The organism is Janthinobacterium aquaticum (genome assembly GCF_009208565.1).
Taxonomy (GTDB): Bacteria; Pseudomonadota; Gammaproteobacteria; order Burkholderiales; family Burkholderiaceae_D; genus Janthinobacterium.
Window position 1 is genome coordinate 205,124 of sequence record NZ_WFLK01000002.1, and the last position, 18,417, is coordinate 223,540.

Genomic DNA, 18,417 nt, shown 5'->3' on the forward strand with positions numbered 1-18,417 from the left:
GCAACACCGCACGCGCCAACAATGTTGTCGGATTACGGCCCGAAGGGCCTCGGCGGCCCCGCCTAATCCGACCTACGATCCTGTCATTCAACATCATAAAATGTTCAAGCAATCAACCCCCACCATGGTCGGCCCGGACGGCCTGCCCCCGAACGCGCGTGTTTGGGCCATGCTGTCGCTGGCCATCGGCGTGGGCATGGCCTCGCTCGATACGGCCATTGCCAATACGGCCTTGCCAGCCATTGCCAACGAACTGCAGACGACGCCAGCGGCGTCGGTCTGGATCGTCAATGTCTACCAGCTGGCCATGGTGGCGACCTTGCTGCCGTTTTCGGCGCTGGGAGAAATCGTCGGCTACCGGCGCGTGTTTATCAGCGGCATGTTCCTCTTTACACTGGCCTCGCTCGCCTGCGCACTGGCCTGGTCGCTGCCGTCGCTGGTGCTGGCGCGGCTGTTCCAGGGCGTGGGGGCCAGCGCCATGATGAGCGTCAATACCGCCATGCTGCGTTCGCTGTATCCGCCGCACCTGGTTGGACGCGCATTTGGCAACAATGCGCTGGTGGTGGCGGTGGCGTTTGCCATCGGCCCGACGGCCGCCTCGCTGATCCTGGCCACCTCATCGTGGCCGTGGCTGTTTGCGATCAACGTGCCGCTGGGCTTGCTTGGCTTTTTCCTGGCCAGCCGCATGCTGCCGGCCACGCCGCTGGCCGCGCACCGGCTCGATGCGCGCACGGCCATCTATAACGTGGGTGCGTTTGGCCTGTTGATTTTGCTGTTTGGCGACGCCGCCCACCATGCCGCGCTGACCACCCTGTTGCCCGAGCTGCTGGCCGTGATCGTATTTTTTGTCCTGTTGCTGCGCCGCCAGGCCGGGCATCAGGCGCCGATGCTGCCGATCGACCTGTTTCGCCGGCCGCTGTTCCTGCTCTCTTCACTGACGGCCATCTGCACCTTTGCTGCGCAGGGGCTGGCCTTTGTGGCGCTGCCGTTTTATTTCGAGACCACGCTGGGCCGCTCGCCGATACAAACCGGTTTCCTGATGACGCCATGGGCCGTGCTGGTAGCGGTAATGGCGCCGATCGCCGGGCGCCTGAGCGACCGTTATTCACCCGGCGTGCTGGGCGGCATCGGCCTGGCGGCGTTGGCGGCGGGGTTGCTGACGCTGGTGTGGCTGCCGCACCAGGCCAGCGTGCTTGATATCGGCTGGCGCATGGCGCTGTGCGGTATCGGTTTCGGTTTTTTCCAGGCGCCCAACCTGAAAGCCATTATGAGCAGCGCACCGGCGCACCGCAGCGGCGGCGCCAGCGGGGTGGTGGCCACTTCGCGCCTGATAGGCCAGGCCAGCGGCGCAGCGCTGGTGGCGTATTGCTTTACCGTCTCGGTGACCGGTGGCGCGACCTATTCGCTGTGGCTGGCCGCCGGCTTTGCCGCCGTGGCCAGCATCGCCAGCTTTTCACGGCTGGCGGTGACGCCGAAAGCCGTGTAGGGCGCCGGACTAGACGTCGATGGCCTTGCTTGAGTGCATGCGCTTGCGCAGTTCGAACTTCTGGATTTTGCCGGTCGAAGTGCGCGGCAGCGGGCCGAAGTAGATGGCCTTGGGCACTTTGAAGCCGGCCAGATGCTGCTTGCAAAAGGCTATCAGCTCTTCAGCCGTGACGCTGGCGTCTTCACGCAGCTCGACAAACGCGCACGGCGTCTCGCCCCATTTTTCATCGGGCTGGGCAATCACGGCCGCTGCCAGCACCTGTGGGTGGTGGTACAGCGCATCTTCAACTTCGACGCTGGAGATATTTTCGCCACCGGAAATAATGATGTCTTTGCTGCGGTCCTTGAGCTTGATATAGCCGTCCGGATACTGCACGCCCAGGTCGCCCGTATGGAACCAGCCGCCGGCAAACGCCTCGCGCGTGGCTTTCTCATTTTTCAGGTAGCCCTTCATGCAGATATTGCCGCGAAACATGATCTCGCCGATCTGCTGGCCATCGGCCGCCACCGGCTGCATGGTGTCCGGGTCCAGCACAGCCACCGCGCTTTGCAAGTGGTAGCGCACGCCCTGGCGTGACTTCAATACAGCGCGCTGATCCTGCGGCAGGCTGGCCCAGTCTTCCTGTTCGGCGCAGATCGAGGCCGGGCCATACACTTCCGTCAGGCCGTAGGAATGGATCAGGTCAAAACCCATCGCCTCGATCCTGGCCAGCATGGCCGCCGGCGGCGGTGCGCCAGCCACCATGCCGCGCACGGTCCAGTCGATGCCATCGCGCCAGCTGGCCGGTGCATTGGCCAGCGCCGCATGCACGATGGGCGCGGCGCAGTAATGGGTCACGCGCAGCTCGCGTATCAGGTCGAACACCAGCTTGGGCTCGAACTTGCGCAGGCACACATTGACGCCGGCGCGCGCTGCAATCGACCAGGGGAAGCACCAGCCATTGCAGTGAAACATGGGGAGCGTCCACAGGTAGACGGCGTGCTTGGGCATGTCCCATTCGAGGATATTGGACAGCGCATTGAGCGCAGCGCCACGGTGGTGATACACCACGCCTTTCGGGTCGCCGGTGGTGCCGGACGTGTAGTTAAGCGCAATTGCATCCCATTCGTCAGCCGGGGCCTGCCAGGCGTAGGCCGGGTCGCCGCCGGCCAGCAGGGTCTCGTAGTCGAGTTCGGCAAAGGGTCCGACCTGCGGACCCAGCAGGTCGTTGACCTGGATCACGCGCAGCTCGGGCAACTGCTCGGTCATCTGGCGCGCCAGCTCGGCAAATTCGGTGTCGGCCAGCAAGACCTTGGCTTGTCCATGGCGCAGCATGAATATCAGCGTGGGCAGGTCGAGCCGGATATTGAGCGCGTTGAGCACGGCGCCGGCCATCGGCACGCCAAAGCTCGCTTCCACCATGGCAGGCGTATTGGGCAGCATGGCCGCCACCACATCGTCCTTGCCCACGCCGAGCTGGCGCAAGCCGGATGCGAGGCGGCGCGTGCGCTCGTATGTGTCGCGCCAGTTCTGGCGCAGCGGGCCGTGAGCAATTGCCAGCCGGTCGCCATACACGTCGGCGGCGCGGGCAATATAGTCGAGCGGGGTGAGGGCGGCGTAATTGGCCTGGTTCTTGCCAAGGCCGCTGTTGAAGTCGGGCGTCATGCTGCTGGTCTCCTTGAATGTTTGGGCCAGCATAGCACCGGGTAGTGGAAATTACTGTCACCGAGGCGACATCGTGCTGGACGGGTGGGATAATGTAAAATCAATCATTGCGTTTTTGAAAGATGCCAGCACAGTGAGGGATTTGCACGACAGCACCATCGACCTGTCCGGCCATGCCTGGTTCCAGGCACTGGCCCCGGTCCACCGGCAATGGCTGCGCGATGGCGCCAGCGTGCAGCAGTTTGCGGCCGGCACCCATGTGGCGCGCCGCGGTGAGCCGTCGCTGTACTGGATCGGCGTCGAATCGGGCTTGATCAAGCTAGCGGTCGGCAATGCCGACGGGCGCGGCGCCACGTTTTCCGGCGTGCCTGCCGGCAGCTGGTGCGGCGAAGGCAGCGTGCTCAAACGCGAAGCGCGCCGCTATGATGTGGTGGCCGTGCGCGATTCGATCATCGTGCTGGTGCCGGCCGACCTGTTTCATCGCCTGCTCGCTGCCAGCCTGTCGTTCAATGCCTTTGTGATACAACAATTGAATGAGCGCATGGGCCAGTATATTGCCGCCATCCAGAACCAGCGCCTGCTCAGCGTGGACGCGCAGGTAGCGCAGGCCATCGCGCAGCTGTTCCACCCCATGCTATGCCCGCGCACGTCCAAGGTGCTTGAGTTGTCGCAAGAAGAGATCGGCCTGTTGACCGGCATCTCGCGCCAGCGCGTCAACCGCGCCTTGCGCCATCTGGCCGAGCTGGGCCTGGTCAGCATTGCCTACCAGGCCATCAGCGTGGTCGACCTCGATGGTTTGCGTTTGTATGGCACAGCGTCGCTGTAATGACAGTGTGGCGCGGTGTTTCATGGCATGCTGGCGTCTGCTTCCTTGATCCGGTTTTTGCATGGCGCTGATTGCACACCATCCCTTGTTCCTGCTCGGCCTGCGTTTTCCGCGCCGGCTGCGCGTGACCGTGCGCCACGGCCACGTTACCCTGCACAATGAAATTGCCAGCCGCAAGCTGGGCAGCGGCGACAGTTTCGTGGTGCCGGCCTTTTTGCGTTTTGCCTGCGACGTGATGCCGGGCCGCGTGCAGCCGGCCGAATTCACGCTGGCGCTGGAACATGACGAGGCCGACGCGCCGTCCGGCGGCAAGCGCTGGAGCCGCGCGCTGGCCCAGCATATCTTCCAGGCGCCGCAGGGCAAATGGACGGCAGCGCGCCTGGCCGCGCTGTGGCAGGTGCCGCCGCACAAGGCCAGGGCGCGCCTGTTTGCCGAAGGTGAGGCCTTGCTGAGCCTGGTGCGCGAGCAGCGCCTTGCCCATGCGCTGCATGCGGCGGCGCAGCCGGGCGGCGCTGCGCAGCGCGACCTGGCGCAACTGGCGGCCGGTTCCGGCTTTGCTTCGGTACCGGCGTTTTGCGACGCCTGCAACGAGGTGGCGGGCCTGCGCCCGGCCTGGCTGCTCGGCCAGCCGGCGGGCCCAGGCCATCGTCCGCTATAATCGCGGCATGGGATCTTTTCAACAACGCCGGCAACGATGGTCGTGGCAGCTGTGGTTCGCCTGCCTGGCGATACTGCTCAATGCGCTCACGCCGGCATTGTCGTATGCGTTTGTCTCCCATCAAGCCAGCAACCCAGCAGGCGATATCTGCTCATCGAGCGGCGCCGTCTACTCTGCAGCCGAACTCGGTCTTGATGGTGCGTCTTCCGGCGCCATCGACCATCACCTCAAGCATTGTCCGTATTGCCTGGGCCACGCCGGCAGCACCGGCCTGCCGCCAGCGCTGACGCCGCTGGTCGTCGTCAGCGGGCACGATGCCTATCCAGCGCTGTTTTACCAGTCGCCGCAGCCGCTGCCGGGATGGCAGCAGGCGCAGCCGCGCGGCCCGCCGCAAGCGGCCTGAACCATGCTGTGGGTGGCGCCGTCGTGGCTGGCACAGGCCGGCCTTGCGCACCTTTTTCATTCTGTTACGCCCATCGGGCCTGAAATATATGAAACGTCGTCTCTTTCTGCTCGCCGGTACGGCCGGCCTGCTCACGCTTGCCGCCTGCGAGCGCGAACCGAAACCCCATTACATCGGCCTGGATCTGACCGGTGGCGATTACAAGCCCGACTTCAAGCTGAGCGGCCCGGACGGCCGCGTCTATACGCTGGCCGACTTCAAGGGCAAGTATGTGATGGTGTTTTTCGGCTTTACTCAATGCCCGGACGTGTGTCCGACGGCGCTGTCGCGCGCGGTGGAAATCCGCAGCAAGCTGGGCGCCGATGCCGACAAAGTGCAGGTGGTGTTTATCAGCATCGACCCCGAGCGCGATACGCCCGAGTTGCTGGCTGAATACATGCGCGCCTTCGATCCCACGTTCCTGGGCCTGCGCACCGACCCGCAGAACACGGCGCAAACGGCCTTCAACTACAAGGTGTTCTACCGCCGCGTGGCCAGCGGCAGCTCCTACACCATGGACCACACGGCCATTACCTATGTGCTCGATACGCAGGGGCGCATGCGCCTGGGCCTCAAGCACCAGATGACGGCCGATGAATGCGCGCAGGACATCAAGACTTTAATGACCTCGAAGTACACACTCTGACAAGGAACCATCATGACTTATCTGAAATCATTTGCCGCCATCTCCCTCGCCGTGCTGTCGTTCTCGGCCCTGGCCGACAGCGGCGTCAAGATCAGCGAACCGTGGGTGCGCGCCACCGTGCCACAGCAAAAGGCCACCGGCGCCTTTATGCAAATTACTGCCACCAAACCGATGCGCCTGCTCGAAGTGCGCTCGCCGGTGGCTGGCGTGGCTGAAATCCATGAAATGAGCATGAGCGACAATATGATGCGCATGCGCCAGGTCAAGGACATCGCGCTGCCGGCTGGCAAGGCGGTCGAACTGAAACCGGGCGGCTACCATGTGATGCTGATGGAGCTCAAGGGCCAGGTCAAGGCCGGCGACAAGGTGCCTTTGACGCTGGTGGTCGAAGGTGACAACAAACAGCGCGAAACGATCGAAGTGATGGCCGAGGCGCGCGCGCTGGGGGCGGGCAATATGCCGGCGATGAAGCACTGATACTGCGCTGGCTCAAGCCGGTCCTGAGGGGCCGGCTTTTTTTTCGTTTCTTTGAAAGTTAAACGGTTGTTTGATACAATCTGATCCTGAATTAAACAGCCGTTTAAAATTAATGACAATCACTGAACAACAAGATATCGAACCAGCGCGCCTGCGCATTTTGCAAACCTCCGCCGAGCTGTTTGCCGATCACGGCTACAAGGCCACATCGGTGCGCGCCATCTGCGAGGCGGCGCAGGTGAATGTGGCGATGGTCAATTATTATTTTCACAGCAAGGAAGAACTGCATCTGGCGGCATTCGAGCATGCGCGCCTGCTTGCCGCTTTGGTACCAGACGAAAGCGCTGCAGGTTCGCCTGAAGCACAATTGCGCCAGGCAATCAGCGAACTGGTGCTGACCATGTTGAGTTCGGGGCCGTCGTCGCTGTTTGCGCGGCTGGTGGCGCGCGAGCTGCTCGAACCAACCGCCGCCATGGCCCGGCTGGCCGAGCATCATGTCTTGCCGCAGCACGCGCAATTTACTCGCCTGATTCGTGGCGTGGTGGGGCAAAGCCTGCCGGCCGAGGTGGTGCAGAAATGCGTGCTCAGCGCGATCGGACAGGTGGTGTTCTATGCGCGCTCGCGCAGCGTGCATGAGCTGGTGGCGCCGGAAATCACCTATGACGACGCCGGCATTGCCGCCATTGCGCAGCATATTGCCGACTTTACGCTGGCCGCCCTGGCCGGCCTGCAAGCGCAGAAGGCGGTAGCGCCATGAAGGCGGCGCGCAACCTGACGCTGGTACTGGCCGGCCTGGCCATGCTGGGTCCGTTCGCCACCGATACCTTCCTGCCGTCGTTCCCGGCCATCAGCACGCACTTCCATGTCAGCAGCGTGCTGGTGCAGCAGACACTCAGTGTCTATCTGGCCGCCTATGCGTTTATGACTTTGTTTTACGGTACGTTGTCGGACTCCTTCGGTCGCCGTCCGGTGATCATGGTCTCCCTGCTGATTTTCGGCATCGGCTCGATCGGCGCCGCGTTTGCGCCCAGCTTTGGCTGGCTGCTGTTTTTCCGCGGCATGCAGGGCGCCTCGGCAGGGGCGGGCAGGGTGATCGGCCAGGCCATCGTGCGCGATACGTTGCAGGGAGCTGCGGCGCAAAAGATGCTGGCCAATATCATGATGGTGTTCGGCATTGCGCCGGCGATTGCACCGATTATCGGCGGCTGGCTGCATGTGGCCTATGGTTGGCAGTCGACGTTTGTGTTTACGTTTTCGGTGACGGTGCTGCTCTTGCTAGCCTGCCTGAAAGGTTTGCCGGAAAGCCTGCCGGCCGCGCAGCGCCAGCCGTTTCATCCGGGCGTCATCGCACGCAATTACTGGCGCGCGCTGCGGCACCAGGAGTTTTTACTGCGCTCGCTGGCGGTGGCGTTTGTGTTCAGTGGCTTTGCGCTGTATATCGCCTCGGCGCCGCACTTTATCCTCGACTTGCTGCATCTGCCCGAAACGGCGTTCGGCTGGATGTTCGTGCCGATGGTGGCCGGCCTGGTGCTCGGTTCGGCCGTCTGCGGCAAGCTGGCCCATAGCGTGGCGACCACCGTGATGGTGCGCTGGGGCCTGCTGTTTATGGGCGCCACCGGCTTGCTCAATATCGTCTACAACCATTTTTTTGTCGCCAGCATCCCGTTTGCGGTAGCGCCGGTGGCGCTGTATGCGTTCGGCATGTCGCTGGCGCTGCCGGGGATGACCATGTCCACCCTCGATATTTTCCCGCAGATGCGCGGACTGGCGGCGTCCCTGCAGAACTTTGTGCAGATGCTGCTGTTTGCCCTGGTGTCGGGCTTTATCGCGCCGCTGCTGTTCGACAGCGCCTTCAAGCTGGCGCTGGGGCAGGCCTCGGCCGTGGTGCTGGCGACGCTGTTCTGGTGGCTGGGCAGTCGCTGCAGTGCAACATCGCGCAGCTAAATGTCAGGCATGCTTCCTGCTTTGCTACACTGTCACAATTGAGCCCGGCCTTTTGCGACTCTTGCGATGCCGGGCCAGCAGCTTTTGACACTCTATCCTGGCAACCATGCACCTGATTAACTCCAGCCTCAACCACGCGCTGCGCGTGCCGCTGGCCGCGGAAATCCATTCGCGGCCTTTCCTGAAGCTAGACGCACCCGAACTCATCACCCACCTGGCGGTCTATCGCGATGACGATGCCGCCACGGGGCCGTCCAATATGCAGTTGCAGCATGCCACGCTTGCCGCACTGTGTGCGCACTTTGGCGTGGCGCCGCCTGCACCGGAAGCGAAGTATTTCTATTACGACTTTGGCCGCTTTCGCCTCAAGTGGGAATGCCATACCGAATTTGCCACGTTTACCTTTGCCGAGCACCCGGGCACGCCCGTGCCTTTGGCGCAGGCCTTCGAGCGCATGCCCCTGGAGCAATTGCCGCAGCAGTGGCTGGCCAGCCTGAAGGGCAAGTTGATGGTGGCCGCGCACGTGTTGCTCGAACACGCCAGCGTGCCGGTCGATGCCTTTATGCAGCAGCTGCCGGAGGTGTTTGAGGGCAATACGCTGGTGGGCAGCGACGTGCTGCAGGGTGGCCAGCTGTGGACCGACTTTACGATACAGTCCGATGGCTTCAGCCGCTTTATTATTCGCGACGCCGGCATGCGCGCCCAGCAGTCGGGCCGGCTGGTGCAGCGCGTGCTGGAAATCGAGACCTACCGCATGATGGCGCTGCTGGGTTTGCCTTACGCGATGCAGGCGGCGCCCACGCTCAACAATATTGAAAACGAACTGGCGCTGCTGGCGGCGGCCATGGTCGATACCGACAATGCGGGCGGCGATGGCGGCGCTTCCGAGCAGGCGCTGCTGGACCGCATTACGCGCCTGGCCGCGCGCATTGAAAAACTGTCGCTCGACAACAGCTACCGCTTTTCCGCCTCGAAGGCCTATATGGGCCTGGTGCGGGCGCGCATCGAAGAGCTGCGCGAAGTGCGCATCGAAGGCATCCCGACCATCGAGGAATTCATGGACCGGCGCCTGACGCCGGCCATGAGCACCTGCGAAGCGATGGCCAGCCGCCAGGAAGCGATGGCGCAGCGCATCGCCAACACCAACGATCTGCTGCGCACGCGCGTCGGCATCGTGCAGGAATTGCAGAACCGCCAGATCCTGCAGTCGATGAATGCGCGCGCCGCGCAGCAGCTGCGGCTGCAGCAGGCCGTGGAAGGGCTGTCGGTCGCGGCCATCTCCTACTATGTGATCGGCCTGTTCAGCTATGGCGGCAAGGCTGCCAAGGTGCTGGGCCTGCCGGTCAATCCCGATATCCTGGTCGGCGCGCTGGTACCGGTGGTGGCGGCCGGCGTCTGGCTAAGCTTGCGGCGCATGCATCACAAGCTGCATGCCGACTAAGCGTGGTTAAGCGCCAGCAATTGTAGATTTTTGCTATCTTTCTGCCTTCATGTTTTTAAAGGAATGCGCATGTTGGCCAAGGTTGGTGATATCTACAGTGTGTTTTCGCCGCTGCTGCAGCAGTATGTGGCCTGCCAGGTCACGCACATCAAACTGGCATCGTCGCCGAGAGACACGCCACTGGCGGCCGTGCTGGAGCTCGACTGGAGCGGCGACGCCTTGCCCACCGCTGCCGAGGCGGCCGCGATGCAGCCTTTGCTGTGCGATTACTATTTCTGGAATAAAAAATACGATCATCTCTACCTGACCGCCAATGTGCCGACCGGCCATGTCTTGATCACCAATATCGCACCGCTGGTCGAGCGCGAAGTCAACACCTATGGCAGCACCTGGAATGTCGGCGACAGCCTGGCGCGCCACCGGCGCTGGCAGCAGCTCGACCCGGTGGCGCGCGAGCGCTTCAAGAGTGCTTCCGACGAGGTGGAAGTGGCGCTGGGCGCGCATGGCATGCGCCAGACGTCCACCCGCGTGACCGACGACATACTGCAGTCGCTGGGCAGCCTCGATGAGCTTGACCAGTTGCCGTGCATGATGACCGTGGAAACGCGCCATGGCACGCCGGAGCTGCTGGCCTATCTGCTGCGCCGCCCGCTGGTACACGAGCTGCATTGGCACTCCGACAGCATGCCGGAACTCGATTTGCGCAGCAGCAATCTCACGCGCCTGGTGCTCGATCCGCAGGGCATCACCAATGTAAAACTCAACGACAGCCTGGACTTCCTGTCGCTGACCAGCCTGCCGACCGCTGCCTTGCAGGTCGAGGCGGCCGATGCCGGGCGCTTGCTGACGCTGCAGAGCGTGCGGGCATTGCCGAAGCTGACGGGTTTGAATCGCCTGGACGGCCTGTCGCTGACCGGCGTGGAGACGCTGGACGTGGAGCAGGTGGTGCAGCGCTTTCCCGCACTGACGCAGCTGCGGCTCTGGGGCAAACCGGGTACCGTCAGCAATCTGGGCGCGCTGGCGCGGCTGGAGCATTTGCAGATGCTGAGCACGTACGACATGTTTGGTTTTGATGGCAACGATTTTCCCAAAGCCGAACAGTTGCCGCATCTGTCCTCGCTGTGGATGAGCAGCTTGCCGGCCGAGGCGGCCAAGGCCATCAAGGCCGGCTACAAGAAGGCGGCAGCGCTTGGGCTGGACATGTCGATCAGGCAGCCGCGCAAGCCCGAATGGCTGGCTGAAAACCTGCTCAATCCGTTTCGCGACTGGGACGGGCGCGAGCAGATTTCCGCCGCCAACGCCAAAAAAGCAGCGCAGGCCTACAAGGCCATGCTGGCGGCCACGCGCAGCATCGACGGGCCCAATACGCAGGCTGTGCTGGAAGCCATGGTGCGCGACTATGTTGCCGTGTTTAACAAAATGGAGCGTAGCGGCATTATTGAAACCGTCGAGCGCGAAGAAATTTTCTGCGTACTGGTTGATTTGTTCAGGCAACTACGCGAGCAGGGCCTGCAGTTCGATGAAGCAGCTCTGCTTGACCTGATGGACAGTTTGCGCGATTTTTAGATATAGAAATAAAGTTCTAGATAAAAAGTTCTAGAACTGTTATTCTGGTCGCATGCATACTCAAGCGACCATCCCCCATCCCACCGCAGCCGAGCTCGACCTGCTGCGCATCCTCTGGCGTGTCGGCCCGGCCGACGCCCGGGCCGTTCATGAAGCGCTGATGCTGGAACGTAACGACGCCAGCTACGCCACCGTGCTGCGCCAGCTGCAGCTGATGCACGGCAAGGGCCTGCTGAGCCGTGACGAAAGCGTGCGCCCGCAGTTGTATGCGCCGGCTGTGCAGCAGGAAAGCATGCAGACCAGCTTGCTCAAGGAGTTGATCGGCAAGGTGTTTTCCGGTTCCGGCAAGGCGCTGGTGCTGACCGCGCTGCGCGAGCATGTGAGCGACGACGAGCGCGGCGAAATCGAACGCCTGCTGCGCAGCAAGGACGCAAAAAAATGATCGCCACTGTAACCGCCGCACTGGGCTGGAGCCTGCTGTATTTTGTCTGGCAGGCGCTGCTGGTTGGACTGGGCGCGGCCGTGCTGCTGCGCCTGTTGCGCGGTGCCAGCGCGCGCTGGCGTTATGGCGTCTGTGCGCTGGCGCTGCTGCTGTGCCTGGCCATGCCGGCGCTGCATCTGGGCTATCTGCTGGGGCAGGGCGGGCACGCTGCTGCGCCGGTGCCTTCGGCCCTGCTGTTACAGGCCTGGCTGCCGACACTGGTGCTGGCCTGGAGCGCCGGCGTGGCGGTGATGGCAGCCAGGCTGCTGTTTGGCCTGTCCTGGGTTGGTCAGTTGCGCCGCCAGGCCGAGCCGGCGCCGCCGCTGTGGCAGCAACGCCTGGACGCGCTGGCGCAGCGCATGGGCTTGCAACGCGCCATCACGCTCAAGCTGCATGCGGGCTTGTCGACACCGGTCACGGTGGGCTTCTGGCGCCCGCTGGTGCTGCTGCCGGCCTCACTCCTGTCGGGCATGCCGGTGCCGCTGCTCGAAGCCTTGCTGGCGCATGAACTGGCGCATGTGCGGCGCTGGGATTATCTGGTCAATCTGCTGCAAAGCGTGGCCGAGGCGCTGCTGTTTTTTCATCCGGTGGTATGGTGGCTGTCCGGGCGCATGCGCATCGAACGCGAACTGGTGGCCGACGAGCTGGCGGCGGTGGCCCTGCAGGACCCGCAGCGCCTGGCCCATGCGCTGCACGCCCTGTCGCAACAGCCGGCGCCGGTGCGCCATGGTTTGCTGATGTCGGCGCGTGGCGGCTTGCTGCTGGCGCGCATACAGCAGTTGCTGGCACCGCAGCCTGCCACGCCTGCCTGGAAGCTGGCCATGCCGGCGCTGCTGGTCGCCTGCGCCACCGTGGCAATGCAGGTGCACGGCCACACCGAACCGGCCAGGCAGATCGTGCAGCAAGCAGCCTTGCCCAAGCTGGCCCAGCTGCCCGCCCTGAGCCTGAGCGCGCGCCATATGCTGGTGCTCGACGATACGGGCCGCGTGCTGATGGCCAGGGATGCCGACGCCATCGTACCGATCGCCTCGATTACCAAGCTGATGACGGCCATGGTGGTGCTCGAGGCCGGACTGGATCTGCAAGCGCCCGTCAAAATCATCGCGGCCGATGGCCGGCGCGGCGGCCAGAGCGTCTTGCCCGACGGCGCGGTCGTGCCGCGTGGCGTGGCCCTGCAGTTGGCGCTGCTGCCGTCCGAGAACCGCGCTGCGGCGGCCCTGGCGCGCACCTATCCTGGCGGGCAGGCTGCATTTCTGCAGGCCTTGCAGGGCAAGATCGCCAGCCTGGGCCTGCGGCGCACGCACCTGCAAGACGCTGTAGGCCTGTCACCCGGCAATACCTCGACCGCAGCCGAAGTGGCGGTGATCGTTGCCGCCGCGGCGCGCTACCCCGACATAGCGCGCCTGTCGAGCGAACGCCAGGCCAGCGTGCAGGTGCAGGGCAGGTCGCATCTGCTGCACAACACCAATGCGCTGGTGGGCCAACAGGACTGGCAGATTTCACTGTCGAAAACCGGCAGCAGCAAGGACGCCGGCAGCTGCGTGACCATGCGCATGCTGATGGGCAATGGCGCGCGCCACGTCACCGTGGTGCTGCTCGACGCCGAAAATTCGCAACACCGTTCACAGGACGCCCAGCGCATCCGCGCAGCACTGGCTGTCACACCGATTTAGATTTATACCCACTGGAGACAACAATGAGCATCATGAAGCAATTCATGCTGGTGCTGGCGGCAGCCATGGCCAGCCCGATACTGGCACAGGCACACGAAACGAACCCCGGCGCAGTCGACTGCGATAGCTGCGAGCAATGGAATGTCCCGGTTCAGCCGTTCAAACTGTACGGCAACAGCTGGTATGTGGGCGTGGCCGGCGTGTCGGCAGTGCTGGTGACCGGGCCGCAAGGCCATATCCTGCTCGATGGCGGCCTGCCGCAGTCGGCGCCGCTGATCGAGGCCAATATCCGCGCCCTCGGCTTTCGCATGGAAGACGTCAAGCTGATCCTCAATTCGCATGCGCATTGGGACCATGCTGGTGGTATTGCCGCCCTGCAGCGCGCCAGCGGTGCGGCCGTGCTGGCCAGCGCATCGAGCGCGCGCGCCCTGCAAAGCGGAACCAATACCCTTGATGATCCGCAATACCAGGCTGACCCCGTGGTGCACGTGCCCAAGGTGGCGCAGGTCACGCTGATCAAGGACGGCGAAGTGGTCAAACTGGGGCCGTTGCAGCTGACGGCGCATATGACGCCCGGCCATACCACGGGCGGCACCACCTGGACCTGGCAGTCCTGCGAAGCAGGGCGCTGCCGCGATATCGTGTACGCCGACAGCCTGAACGCCTATGCCAGCGGCGACTTTGCCTTCAGCGGCAATGGCAAAACGCCCGACATCACCGCGTCGTTTCGCGCCAGCATCGCCAAAGTGGCGGCGCTGCCGTGTGACATCATGATCCCCGTGCATCCCGGGCAGGTGGATTTGCTGGAAAAGGCGGCCAGGCGTACGGCCAGCAGCGATCCCCTGATTGATACTGGCGCTTGCCGTGCTTATGCCAACGCTGCAACAGCGTTTCTGGATAAACGGCTGTCGAAGGAGCGAGCCGCAAAGTGACGGGGATCGTAGGTCGGATTAGCAGGGCAAAGCCCTGCGTAATCCGACAACATTGTTGGCTAGCGCAACGTAATCCGACAGCATTGTTGGGTAGCGCAGCGTAATCCGACAACATTGTTGGCACCTGTGGTGTTGTCGGATTACGGCCCGAAGGGCCTAATCCGACCTACGTAAAATGCGGTTGGCACAGCATGGAATTAAGCCTTTAATGAGAGTTAATTATCATTTATAATGCAAATCCATTGCATTATGGCTCTCTTCCAGGAAATCATGTCCCGTTCAATTTTGCGCACTTTTTCTCCGCCGCTGGCCTTGCTGCTGGCCGCTGCCAGTCCACTTGCCCTGGCGGCCGAACCGGCCGTCAGCGACAGCACGGACGACAAGCCCGAGGTGGTCAACGTCAAGGCCGAACGCCAGCACTATCACAGCCTGTCGGCCACCGCTGCCACCAAGACCGACGCCTTGCTGATGGATCTGCCGCAAAGCGTGCGCGTGATCACGGCGGACTTGCTGCGCGATACCGGCGTGACCACGCTGGCCGGCGCGCTCGATCTGGCCAGCGGCATTTCGCGCCAGAGTCCGCTGGGCGGCCTGTGGGACAGCTACGCCATGCGCGGTTTTACGGGCGATCCGAACTTTGGTTCCGACTACATGGTCAACGGCTTCAGTTCCAGCCGGGGCTACAACGGCATGCGCGACGGCGCCAATACGCAGAACGTGGAAGTGCTCAAGGGGCCGGCGTCGGCGCTGTATGGCCGTGGCGAGCCGGGCGGCACCGTCAATATCACCACCAAGAAGCCGAAGTTCGTGCCGGAATACAGTGCGGACTTCTCGGTGGGTAGCCGCCAGATGCGGCGCGCCGCGATTGATCTGACCGGGCCATTGAATGACGCGTTTGCCTACCGCCTCAATGCTGCGCATGAAGAAGGGCACAGCTTTCGCGATACGCTCAAGTACGAGCGCAGCCTGTTTGCGCCGTCGTTTATCTGGGCGCTCGGCGACAGCACCACCATTTCATATGAAATCGAAGCGGTGCGCCAGCGCGTGCCGTTCGACCGTGGCGTGCTGGCCGTCAACGGCAAGCTGGGCGTGCTGCCGGTGTCGCGCTTCCTGGGTGAACCCGATGATGGCCCGATGACCGTCAAATCGATTGGCCACCAGGTGTTTGTGCACCATGATTTATCCGCCAGCTGGACCATGCAGGCCGGCCTGTCCTACCGCGACAGCGAGCTGACCGGTTATTCCAGCGAAGCGAACAACCTGCTGGCCGATGGTCGCACCTTGCGCCGCCAGCGCCGCCACCGCGATTTTTCCTCGACCGACAAGTCGGGTCGCATCGAGCTGCTGGGCAAATTTGCGACCGGGGCGCTGGCGCACGATGTGCTGGTCGGCGTCGATACCTACCATTTTGACGACCACCGCGTGCAACTGCGCCGCAATCCGTCGGCTGCCAACGCGTACGCCATCGATATTTATGCGCCCGTGTATGGCGGCAAGGCCGATCCGCTGGCGCTGTCGATCAACACCCAGGAAGGCCAGCGCGCCACCGGCCTCTATGCGCAGGACCAGCTGGACCTGGGCGCCAACTGGAAGGCGCTGGTCGGCGTGCGCCACGACAGCTACCATCAGGACGTCGCCAACAACCGCCTGAACGTCAGCAACAGCCAGTCGCTGTCGTCGACCAGTCCGCGCGCCGGCTTGGTCTACCAGCCATCAAAAGCCTGGTCGCTGTATGCCAGCGCGGCCAGGGGCTTCCGGCCGAACAGCGGCATCAGCATCGACAACCAGGCGTTTCCGGCCGAAGAAAGCCGCTCGTACGAGATCGGCGCCAAGCTGGAAACGGGCAAGCTGACCGGTACCGTGGCGCTGTTCGATATCCACAAAAAGAACGTGCTGACCACCAATCCGGCCAATACCGACTTTGCCATCGCCGCCGGTGAAGTAGGCAGCCGCGGCCTGGAAGTCGACGTGTCGGGCGAACTGGCGCGCGGGCTGCGCGCTTCGGCCTCGTATGCCTATACCGATGCGACCGTCACCCGTGGCGACAATACCATCGTCACCGGCTCGCGCTTTGCCAACGTGCCGCGCCACAGTGCCAACCTGGTCGCCACCCAGCAGTTTGCACTCGCTTCCGGCACGGCCAGCCTGGGCGGCGGCGTGCAATATATGGGCGAACGCCTGGGCGACGTGGCCGTCAGCAGCAAGTTCACGCTGCCGGCTTACACCGTCGCGCGCCTGCTGGCCTCGTACTCGCCCACTACCCGCCTGCGCTTCGGCCTGACGGTCGACAACCTGTTCAACCGCCGCTACTACGCCAGCTCCTACAGCCCGCTGTGGGTAGCGCCGGGTGCCGAGCGCACAGTGACGGTCAACGCCCATTATCAATTCTGAGCCCACGCTATTTGAACAACGCCAGCGCTTCACCTAAACGCGGGTGGCGGCATTGGCGTAGGTCGGATTAGCGCTACGCGCGTAATCCGACAACGGTGTTGGCCGCATTTTTATCATGCGTCAACAATGTTGTCGGATTACGCCGCTACGCGGCCTGCGCGGCCCGGCTAATCCGACCTACGCAAGCACTGGGTAGCAATGACCGACCCCAGGTTTTATTTGATTAGCGCCAGTGCGTCGCGAAACTTCGGGTGGCGGCAGTCGCGCAGCCATTCGAAGGCCAGCATTTCGACCGTCAGCAACTGCGCACCCAGTTTGTCCAGGCGCGCCAGTGCGGCCTCGCGGCTGGTAGCCTGGCGCGAGCCTACGGCGTCGATGGCGATGATGACGTCATAACCGCGTTCCAGCAGGCCCACTGCCGTTTGCAGCATGCAGACATGCGCTTCGCAGCCGGTGACCACGATTTGCCTGCGTCCCGGCGCCAGCTCCTGCAGCAGTTGCGGCAGGCCATCGGCGCAGGCGCCGAAATGCATCTTGTGCAGCGTTTGCCGGCACAGCGCCTTGACCATGTCGGCATTCGGTCCCAGCTTGTCGGGGTTCTGCTCGGTGCCGAGCACGGGAATATCGAGCAGGTGCGCAATGCGCGCCAGGCGCAGATTCTGTTCCAGCACCTGCTGCCCGTCGTCGATGGCCGGCATCAGACGGCCCTGCAAATCGACGATCACCAGTACCGCTTGTTGTGCATCCATCAGCATCATGTTTCCTTAGTCGTGAGGCAACCAGACAGGCGTGGTGTTGTCGCCCATCAGGTAGCCGTGGTTGAGGGCGATCGCATCGCGCAGATAATTCCACAGTGCGCGCACGCGTGCAATATTGCGCCGCTCGCTCGGCGACACCATCCAGAACGAGCGTAGCAGATCGATATCGCCGTCGAGTACCGGCACCAGCTCGCTGGACTGCTGGGCAACGAAGCAGGGCAGGATCGCCAGCGCCTGGCCGGCGCGCGCCGCATGGTATTGCGCGATCACGCTGGTGCTGCGAAAGGCGCGCAGCGACTCGGGCGCCACATGGTCCATATAGCGCAGTTCGGCGCTGAATACCAGGTCGTCCACATAGCCGATGATTGGATGCTCGGCCAGTTGCGCCACCCGCGTAATCGGCGCATGGCGCGCCAGGTAGGCCGGCGTGGCGTACAGCTTGAGGCGGTAGTCCGACAATTTGGTCACCACATACGGCCCTGAAGCGGGCCGCTCGATCGAGATGGCCACATCGGCTTCGCGCTTGGACAGGCTGACAAAGCGCGGCACGGCAATCAGGTCGACGCTGATATGCGGGTAGCGCCCGCAAAAGTTGGCCAGTTGCGGCGCCAGCACCACCGCGCCAAAGCCTTCGGTGGCGCCCAGGCGCACCTGGCCCGACAGCAGCCGGTTATGCTCGCCCAATTCTTCGGTGGCGGCAAACACGGTCGCCTCCATCGTCTCGGCATACTCCATCAGGCGGTGGCCTTCGGGCGTCAGCTGGTAGCCCACGTAGTTGCGGTCGAACAGCTGCGTGCCGACCTGCTCCTCGAACTTGCGCATGCGCCGCGAAACGGTGGAATGATCGATGCCGAGCTTCTTTGCCGCATCGACCAGGCCGGCGCTGCGCGTCAGTTCCAGAAAGACGCGCACATTGTCCCAGTCCAGCATTGCCAACTCCTCTTGTGCATTTTTGCAAAGGAATTATGCATTAATTCCGCTTGTATGACTATTTTTACACATGCAAGAATGCAGTCACACCTATAAGAAAGACCATCCTTACCAGGAGACAC

At 63.2% G+C, this 18,417-nt stretch carries 17 protein-coding genes; 14 read left to right on the top strand and 3 right to left on the bottom strand.

All coding sequences use genetic code 11. The features are described from left to right. Positions 1-100 precede the first annotated feature (100 nt). Positions 101-1,486 (top strand): MFS transporter, encoded by a 1,386-nt coding sequence (locus tag GCM43_RS03840; RefSeq protein WP_152242194.1) that lies wholly within the window; start codon positions 101-103, stop codon positions 1,484-1,486. 9 nt (positions 1,487-1,495) lie between these two features. Here GCM43_RS03840 and GCM43_RS03845 read toward each other — a convergent pair whose 3' ends face one another. Continuing rightward, positions 1,496-3,130, bottom strand: a complete 1,635-nt coding sequence (locus tag GCM43_RS03845) for an acyl-CoA synthetase (protein WP_152242195.1) — start codon at positions 3,128-3,130, stop codon at positions 1,496-1,498. Positions 3,131-3,272: 142 nt separating this feature from the next. On the opposite strand from GCM43_RS03845, the gene GCM43_RS03850 reads away from it, so the two are divergent. The 13 genes from GCM43_RS03850 to GCM43_RS03905 all read left to right on the top strand — a co-directional run bounded on the left by GCM43_RS03850 (position 3,273) and on the right by GCM43_RS03905 (position 16,607). After that, the gene (locus GCM43_RS03850) at positions 3,273-3,956 is read left to right on the top strand and encodes a Crp/Fnr family transcriptional regulator (protein WP_413770923.1); all 684 of its coding nucleotides are present in this window, start codon (positions 3,273-3,275) and stop codon (positions 3,954-3,956) included. Positions 3,957-4,017: 61 nt separating this feature from the next. Further along, on the top strand, positions 4,018-4,614 hold the full coding sequence (locus GCM43_RS25755) for an AraC family transcriptional regulator (protein ID WP_193315526.1): 597 nt from the start codon (positions 4,018-4,020) through the stop codon (positions 4,612-4,614). A gap of 7 nt (positions 4,615-4,621) precedes the next feature. After that, positions 4,622-5,017 (top strand): DUF2946 domain-containing protein, encoded by a 396-nt coding sequence (locus tag GCM43_RS03855; RefSeq protein ID WP_193315527.1) that lies wholly within the window; start codon positions 4,622-4,624, stop codon positions 5,015-5,017. Positions 5,018-5,105: 88 nt separating this feature from the next. Continuing rightward, positions 5,106-5,702, top strand: coding sequence for an SCO family protein (locus GCM43_RS03860; RefSeq protein WP_152242198.1), 597 nt, complete (start codon positions 5,106-5,108; stop codon positions 5,700-5,702). Between the two features lie 12 nt (positions 5,703-5,714). Then, complete coding sequence (locus GCM43_RS03865) at positions 5,715-6,179, top strand: copper chaperone PCu(A)C (protein ID WP_152242199.1); 465 nt, start codon at positions 5,715-5,717, stop codon at positions 6,177-6,179. A 112-nt stretch (positions 6,180-6,291) separates the two neighbouring features. Continuing rightward, positions 6,292-6,936 carry a CerR family C-terminal domain-containing protein gene (locus GCM43_RS03870; RefSeq protein WP_152242200.1) on the top strand — a complete coding sequence of 215 codons (645 nt, stop codon included), beginning with the start codon at positions 6,292-6,294 and terminating at the stop codon, positions 6,934-6,936. Next, on the top strand, positions 6,933-8,123 hold the full coding sequence (locus GCM43_RS03875) for a multidrug effflux MFS transporter (protein ID WP_152242201.1): 1,191 nt from the start codon (positions 6,933-6,935) through the stop codon (positions 8,121-8,123). The genes GCM43_RS03870 and GCM43_RS03875 overlap by 4 nt, the downstream gene beginning before the upstream one ends. Before the next feature lie 106 nt (positions 8,124-8,229). Then, entirely contained in the window at positions 8,230-9,564 is a 1,335-nt protein-coding gene (locus tag GCM43_RS03880) for a DUF3422 family protein (protein ID WP_152242202.1), read from the top strand. Between the two features lie 69 nt (positions 9,565-9,633). Then, entirely contained in the window at positions 9,634-11,130 is a 1,497-nt protein-coding gene (locus GCM43_RS03885; protein WP_152242203.1) for a leucine-rich repeat domain-containing protein, read from the top strand. Between the two features lie 52 nt (positions 11,131-11,182). Beyond that, positions 11,183-11,572, top strand: coding sequence for a BlaI/MecI/CopY family transcriptional regulator (locus GCM43_RS03890; RefSeq protein ID WP_152242204.1), 390 nt, complete (start codon positions 11,183-11,185; stop codon positions 11,570-11,572). After that, a complete protein-coding gene (locus GCM43_RS03895) occupies positions 11,569-13,284 on the top strand; it encodes a M56 family metallopeptidase (protein WP_152242205.1) in 1,716 nt (571 codons plus the stop codon). The genes GCM43_RS03890 and GCM43_RS03895 overlap by 4 nt, the downstream gene beginning before the upstream one ends. 23 nt (positions 13,285-13,307) lie before the next feature. Further along, a complete protein-coding gene (gene bla / locus GCM43_RS03900) occupies positions 13,308-14,216 on the top strand; it encodes a subclass B3 metallo-beta-lactamase (protein ID WP_226929308.1) in 909 nt (302 codons plus the stop codon). Positions 14,217-14,486: 270 nt separating this feature from the next. After that, positions 14,487-16,607 (top strand): TonB-dependent siderophore receptor, encoded by a 2,121-nt coding sequence (locus tag GCM43_RS03905; protein WP_193315528.1) that lies wholly within the window; start codon positions 14,487-14,489, stop codon positions 16,605-16,607. A 215-nt stretch (positions 16,608-16,822) separates the two neighbouring features. Here GCM43_RS03905 and GCM43_RS03910 read toward each other — a convergent pair whose 3' ends face one another. Both GCM43_RS03910 and GCM43_RS03915 read right to left on the bottom strand, forming a co-directional pair. Further along, the gene (locus GCM43_RS03910; protein WP_319636934.1) at positions 16,823-17,356 is read right to left on the bottom strand and encodes an isochorismatase family protein; all 534 of its coding nucleotides are present in this window, start codon (positions 17,354-17,356) and stop codon (positions 16,823-16,825) included. A 15-nt stretch (positions 17,357-17,371) separates the two neighbouring features. After that, a complete protein-coding gene (locus GCM43_RS03915) occupies positions 17,372-18,295 on the bottom strand; it encodes a LysR family transcriptional regulator (RefSeq protein WP_152242206.1) in 924 nt (307 codons plus the stop codon). Between the last annotated feature and the right edge of the window lie 122 nt (positions 18,296-18,417).

Bases quoted from the DNA above. Each gene is read 5' to 3' on its own strand.
- GCM43_RS03840 (WP_152242194.1), top strand. From the start codon at position 101: ATGTTCAAGCAATCAACCCCCACCATGGTCGGCCCGGACGGCCTGCCC.
- GCM43_RS03845 (WP_152242195.1), bottom strand. From the start codon at position 3,130: ATGACGCCCGACTTCAACAGCGGCCTTGGCAAGAACCAGGCCAATTAC.
- GCM43_RS25755 (WP_193315526.1), top strand. From the start codon at position 4,018: ATGGCGCTGATTGCACACCATCCCTTGTTCCTGCTCGGCCTGCGTTTT.
- GCM43_RS03855 (WP_193315527.1), top strand. From the start codon at position 4,622: ATGGGATCTTTTCAACAACGCCGGCAACGATGGTCGTGGCAGCTGTGG.
- GCM43_RS03860 (WP_152242198.1), top strand. From the start codon at position 5,106: ATGAAACGTCGTCTCTTTCTGCTCGCCGGTACGGCCGGCCTGCTCACG.
- GCM43_RS03865 (WP_152242199.1), top strand. From the start codon at position 5,715: ATGACTTATCTGAAATCATTTGCCGCCATCTCCCTCGCCGTGCTGTCG.
- GCM43_RS03870 (WP_152242200.1), top strand. From the start codon at position 6,292: ATGACAATCACTGAACAACAAGATATCGAACCAGCGCGCCTGCGCATT.
- GCM43_RS03875 (WP_152242201.1), top strand. From the start codon at position 6,933: ATGAAGGCGGCGCGCAACCTGACGCTGGTACTGGCCGGCCTGGCCATG.
- GCM43_RS03880 (WP_152242202.1), top strand. From the start codon at position 8,230: ATGCACCTGATTAACTCCAGCCTCAACCACGCGCTGCGCGTGCCGCTG.
- GCM43_RS03885 (WP_152242203.1), top strand. From the start codon at position 9,634: ATGTTGGCCAAGGTTGGTGATATCTACAGTGTGTTTTCGCCGCTGCTG.
- GCM43_RS03890 (WP_152242204.1), top strand. From the start codon at position 11,183: ATGCATACTCAAGCGACCATCCCCCATCCCACCGCAGCCGAGCTCGAC.
- GCM43_RS03895 (WP_152242205.1), top strand. From the start codon at position 11,569: ATGATCGCCACTGTAACCGCCGCACTGGGCTGGAGCCTGCTGTATTTT.
- bla (WP_226929308.1), top strand. From the start codon at position 13,308: ATGAGCATCATGAAGCAATTCATGCTGGTGCTGGCGGCAGCCATGGCC.
- GCM43_RS03905 (WP_193315528.1), top strand. From the start codon at position 14,487: ATGTCCCGTTCAATTTTGCGCACTTTTTCTCCGCCGCTGGCCTTGCTG.
- GCM43_RS03910 (WP_319636934.1), bottom strand. From the start codon at position 17,356: ATGGATGCACAACAAGCGGTACTGGTGATCGTCGATTTGCAGGGCCGT.
- GCM43_RS03915 (WP_152242206.1), bottom strand. From the start codon at position 18,295: ATGCTGGACTGGGACAATGTGCGCGTCTTTCTGGAACTGACGCGCAGC.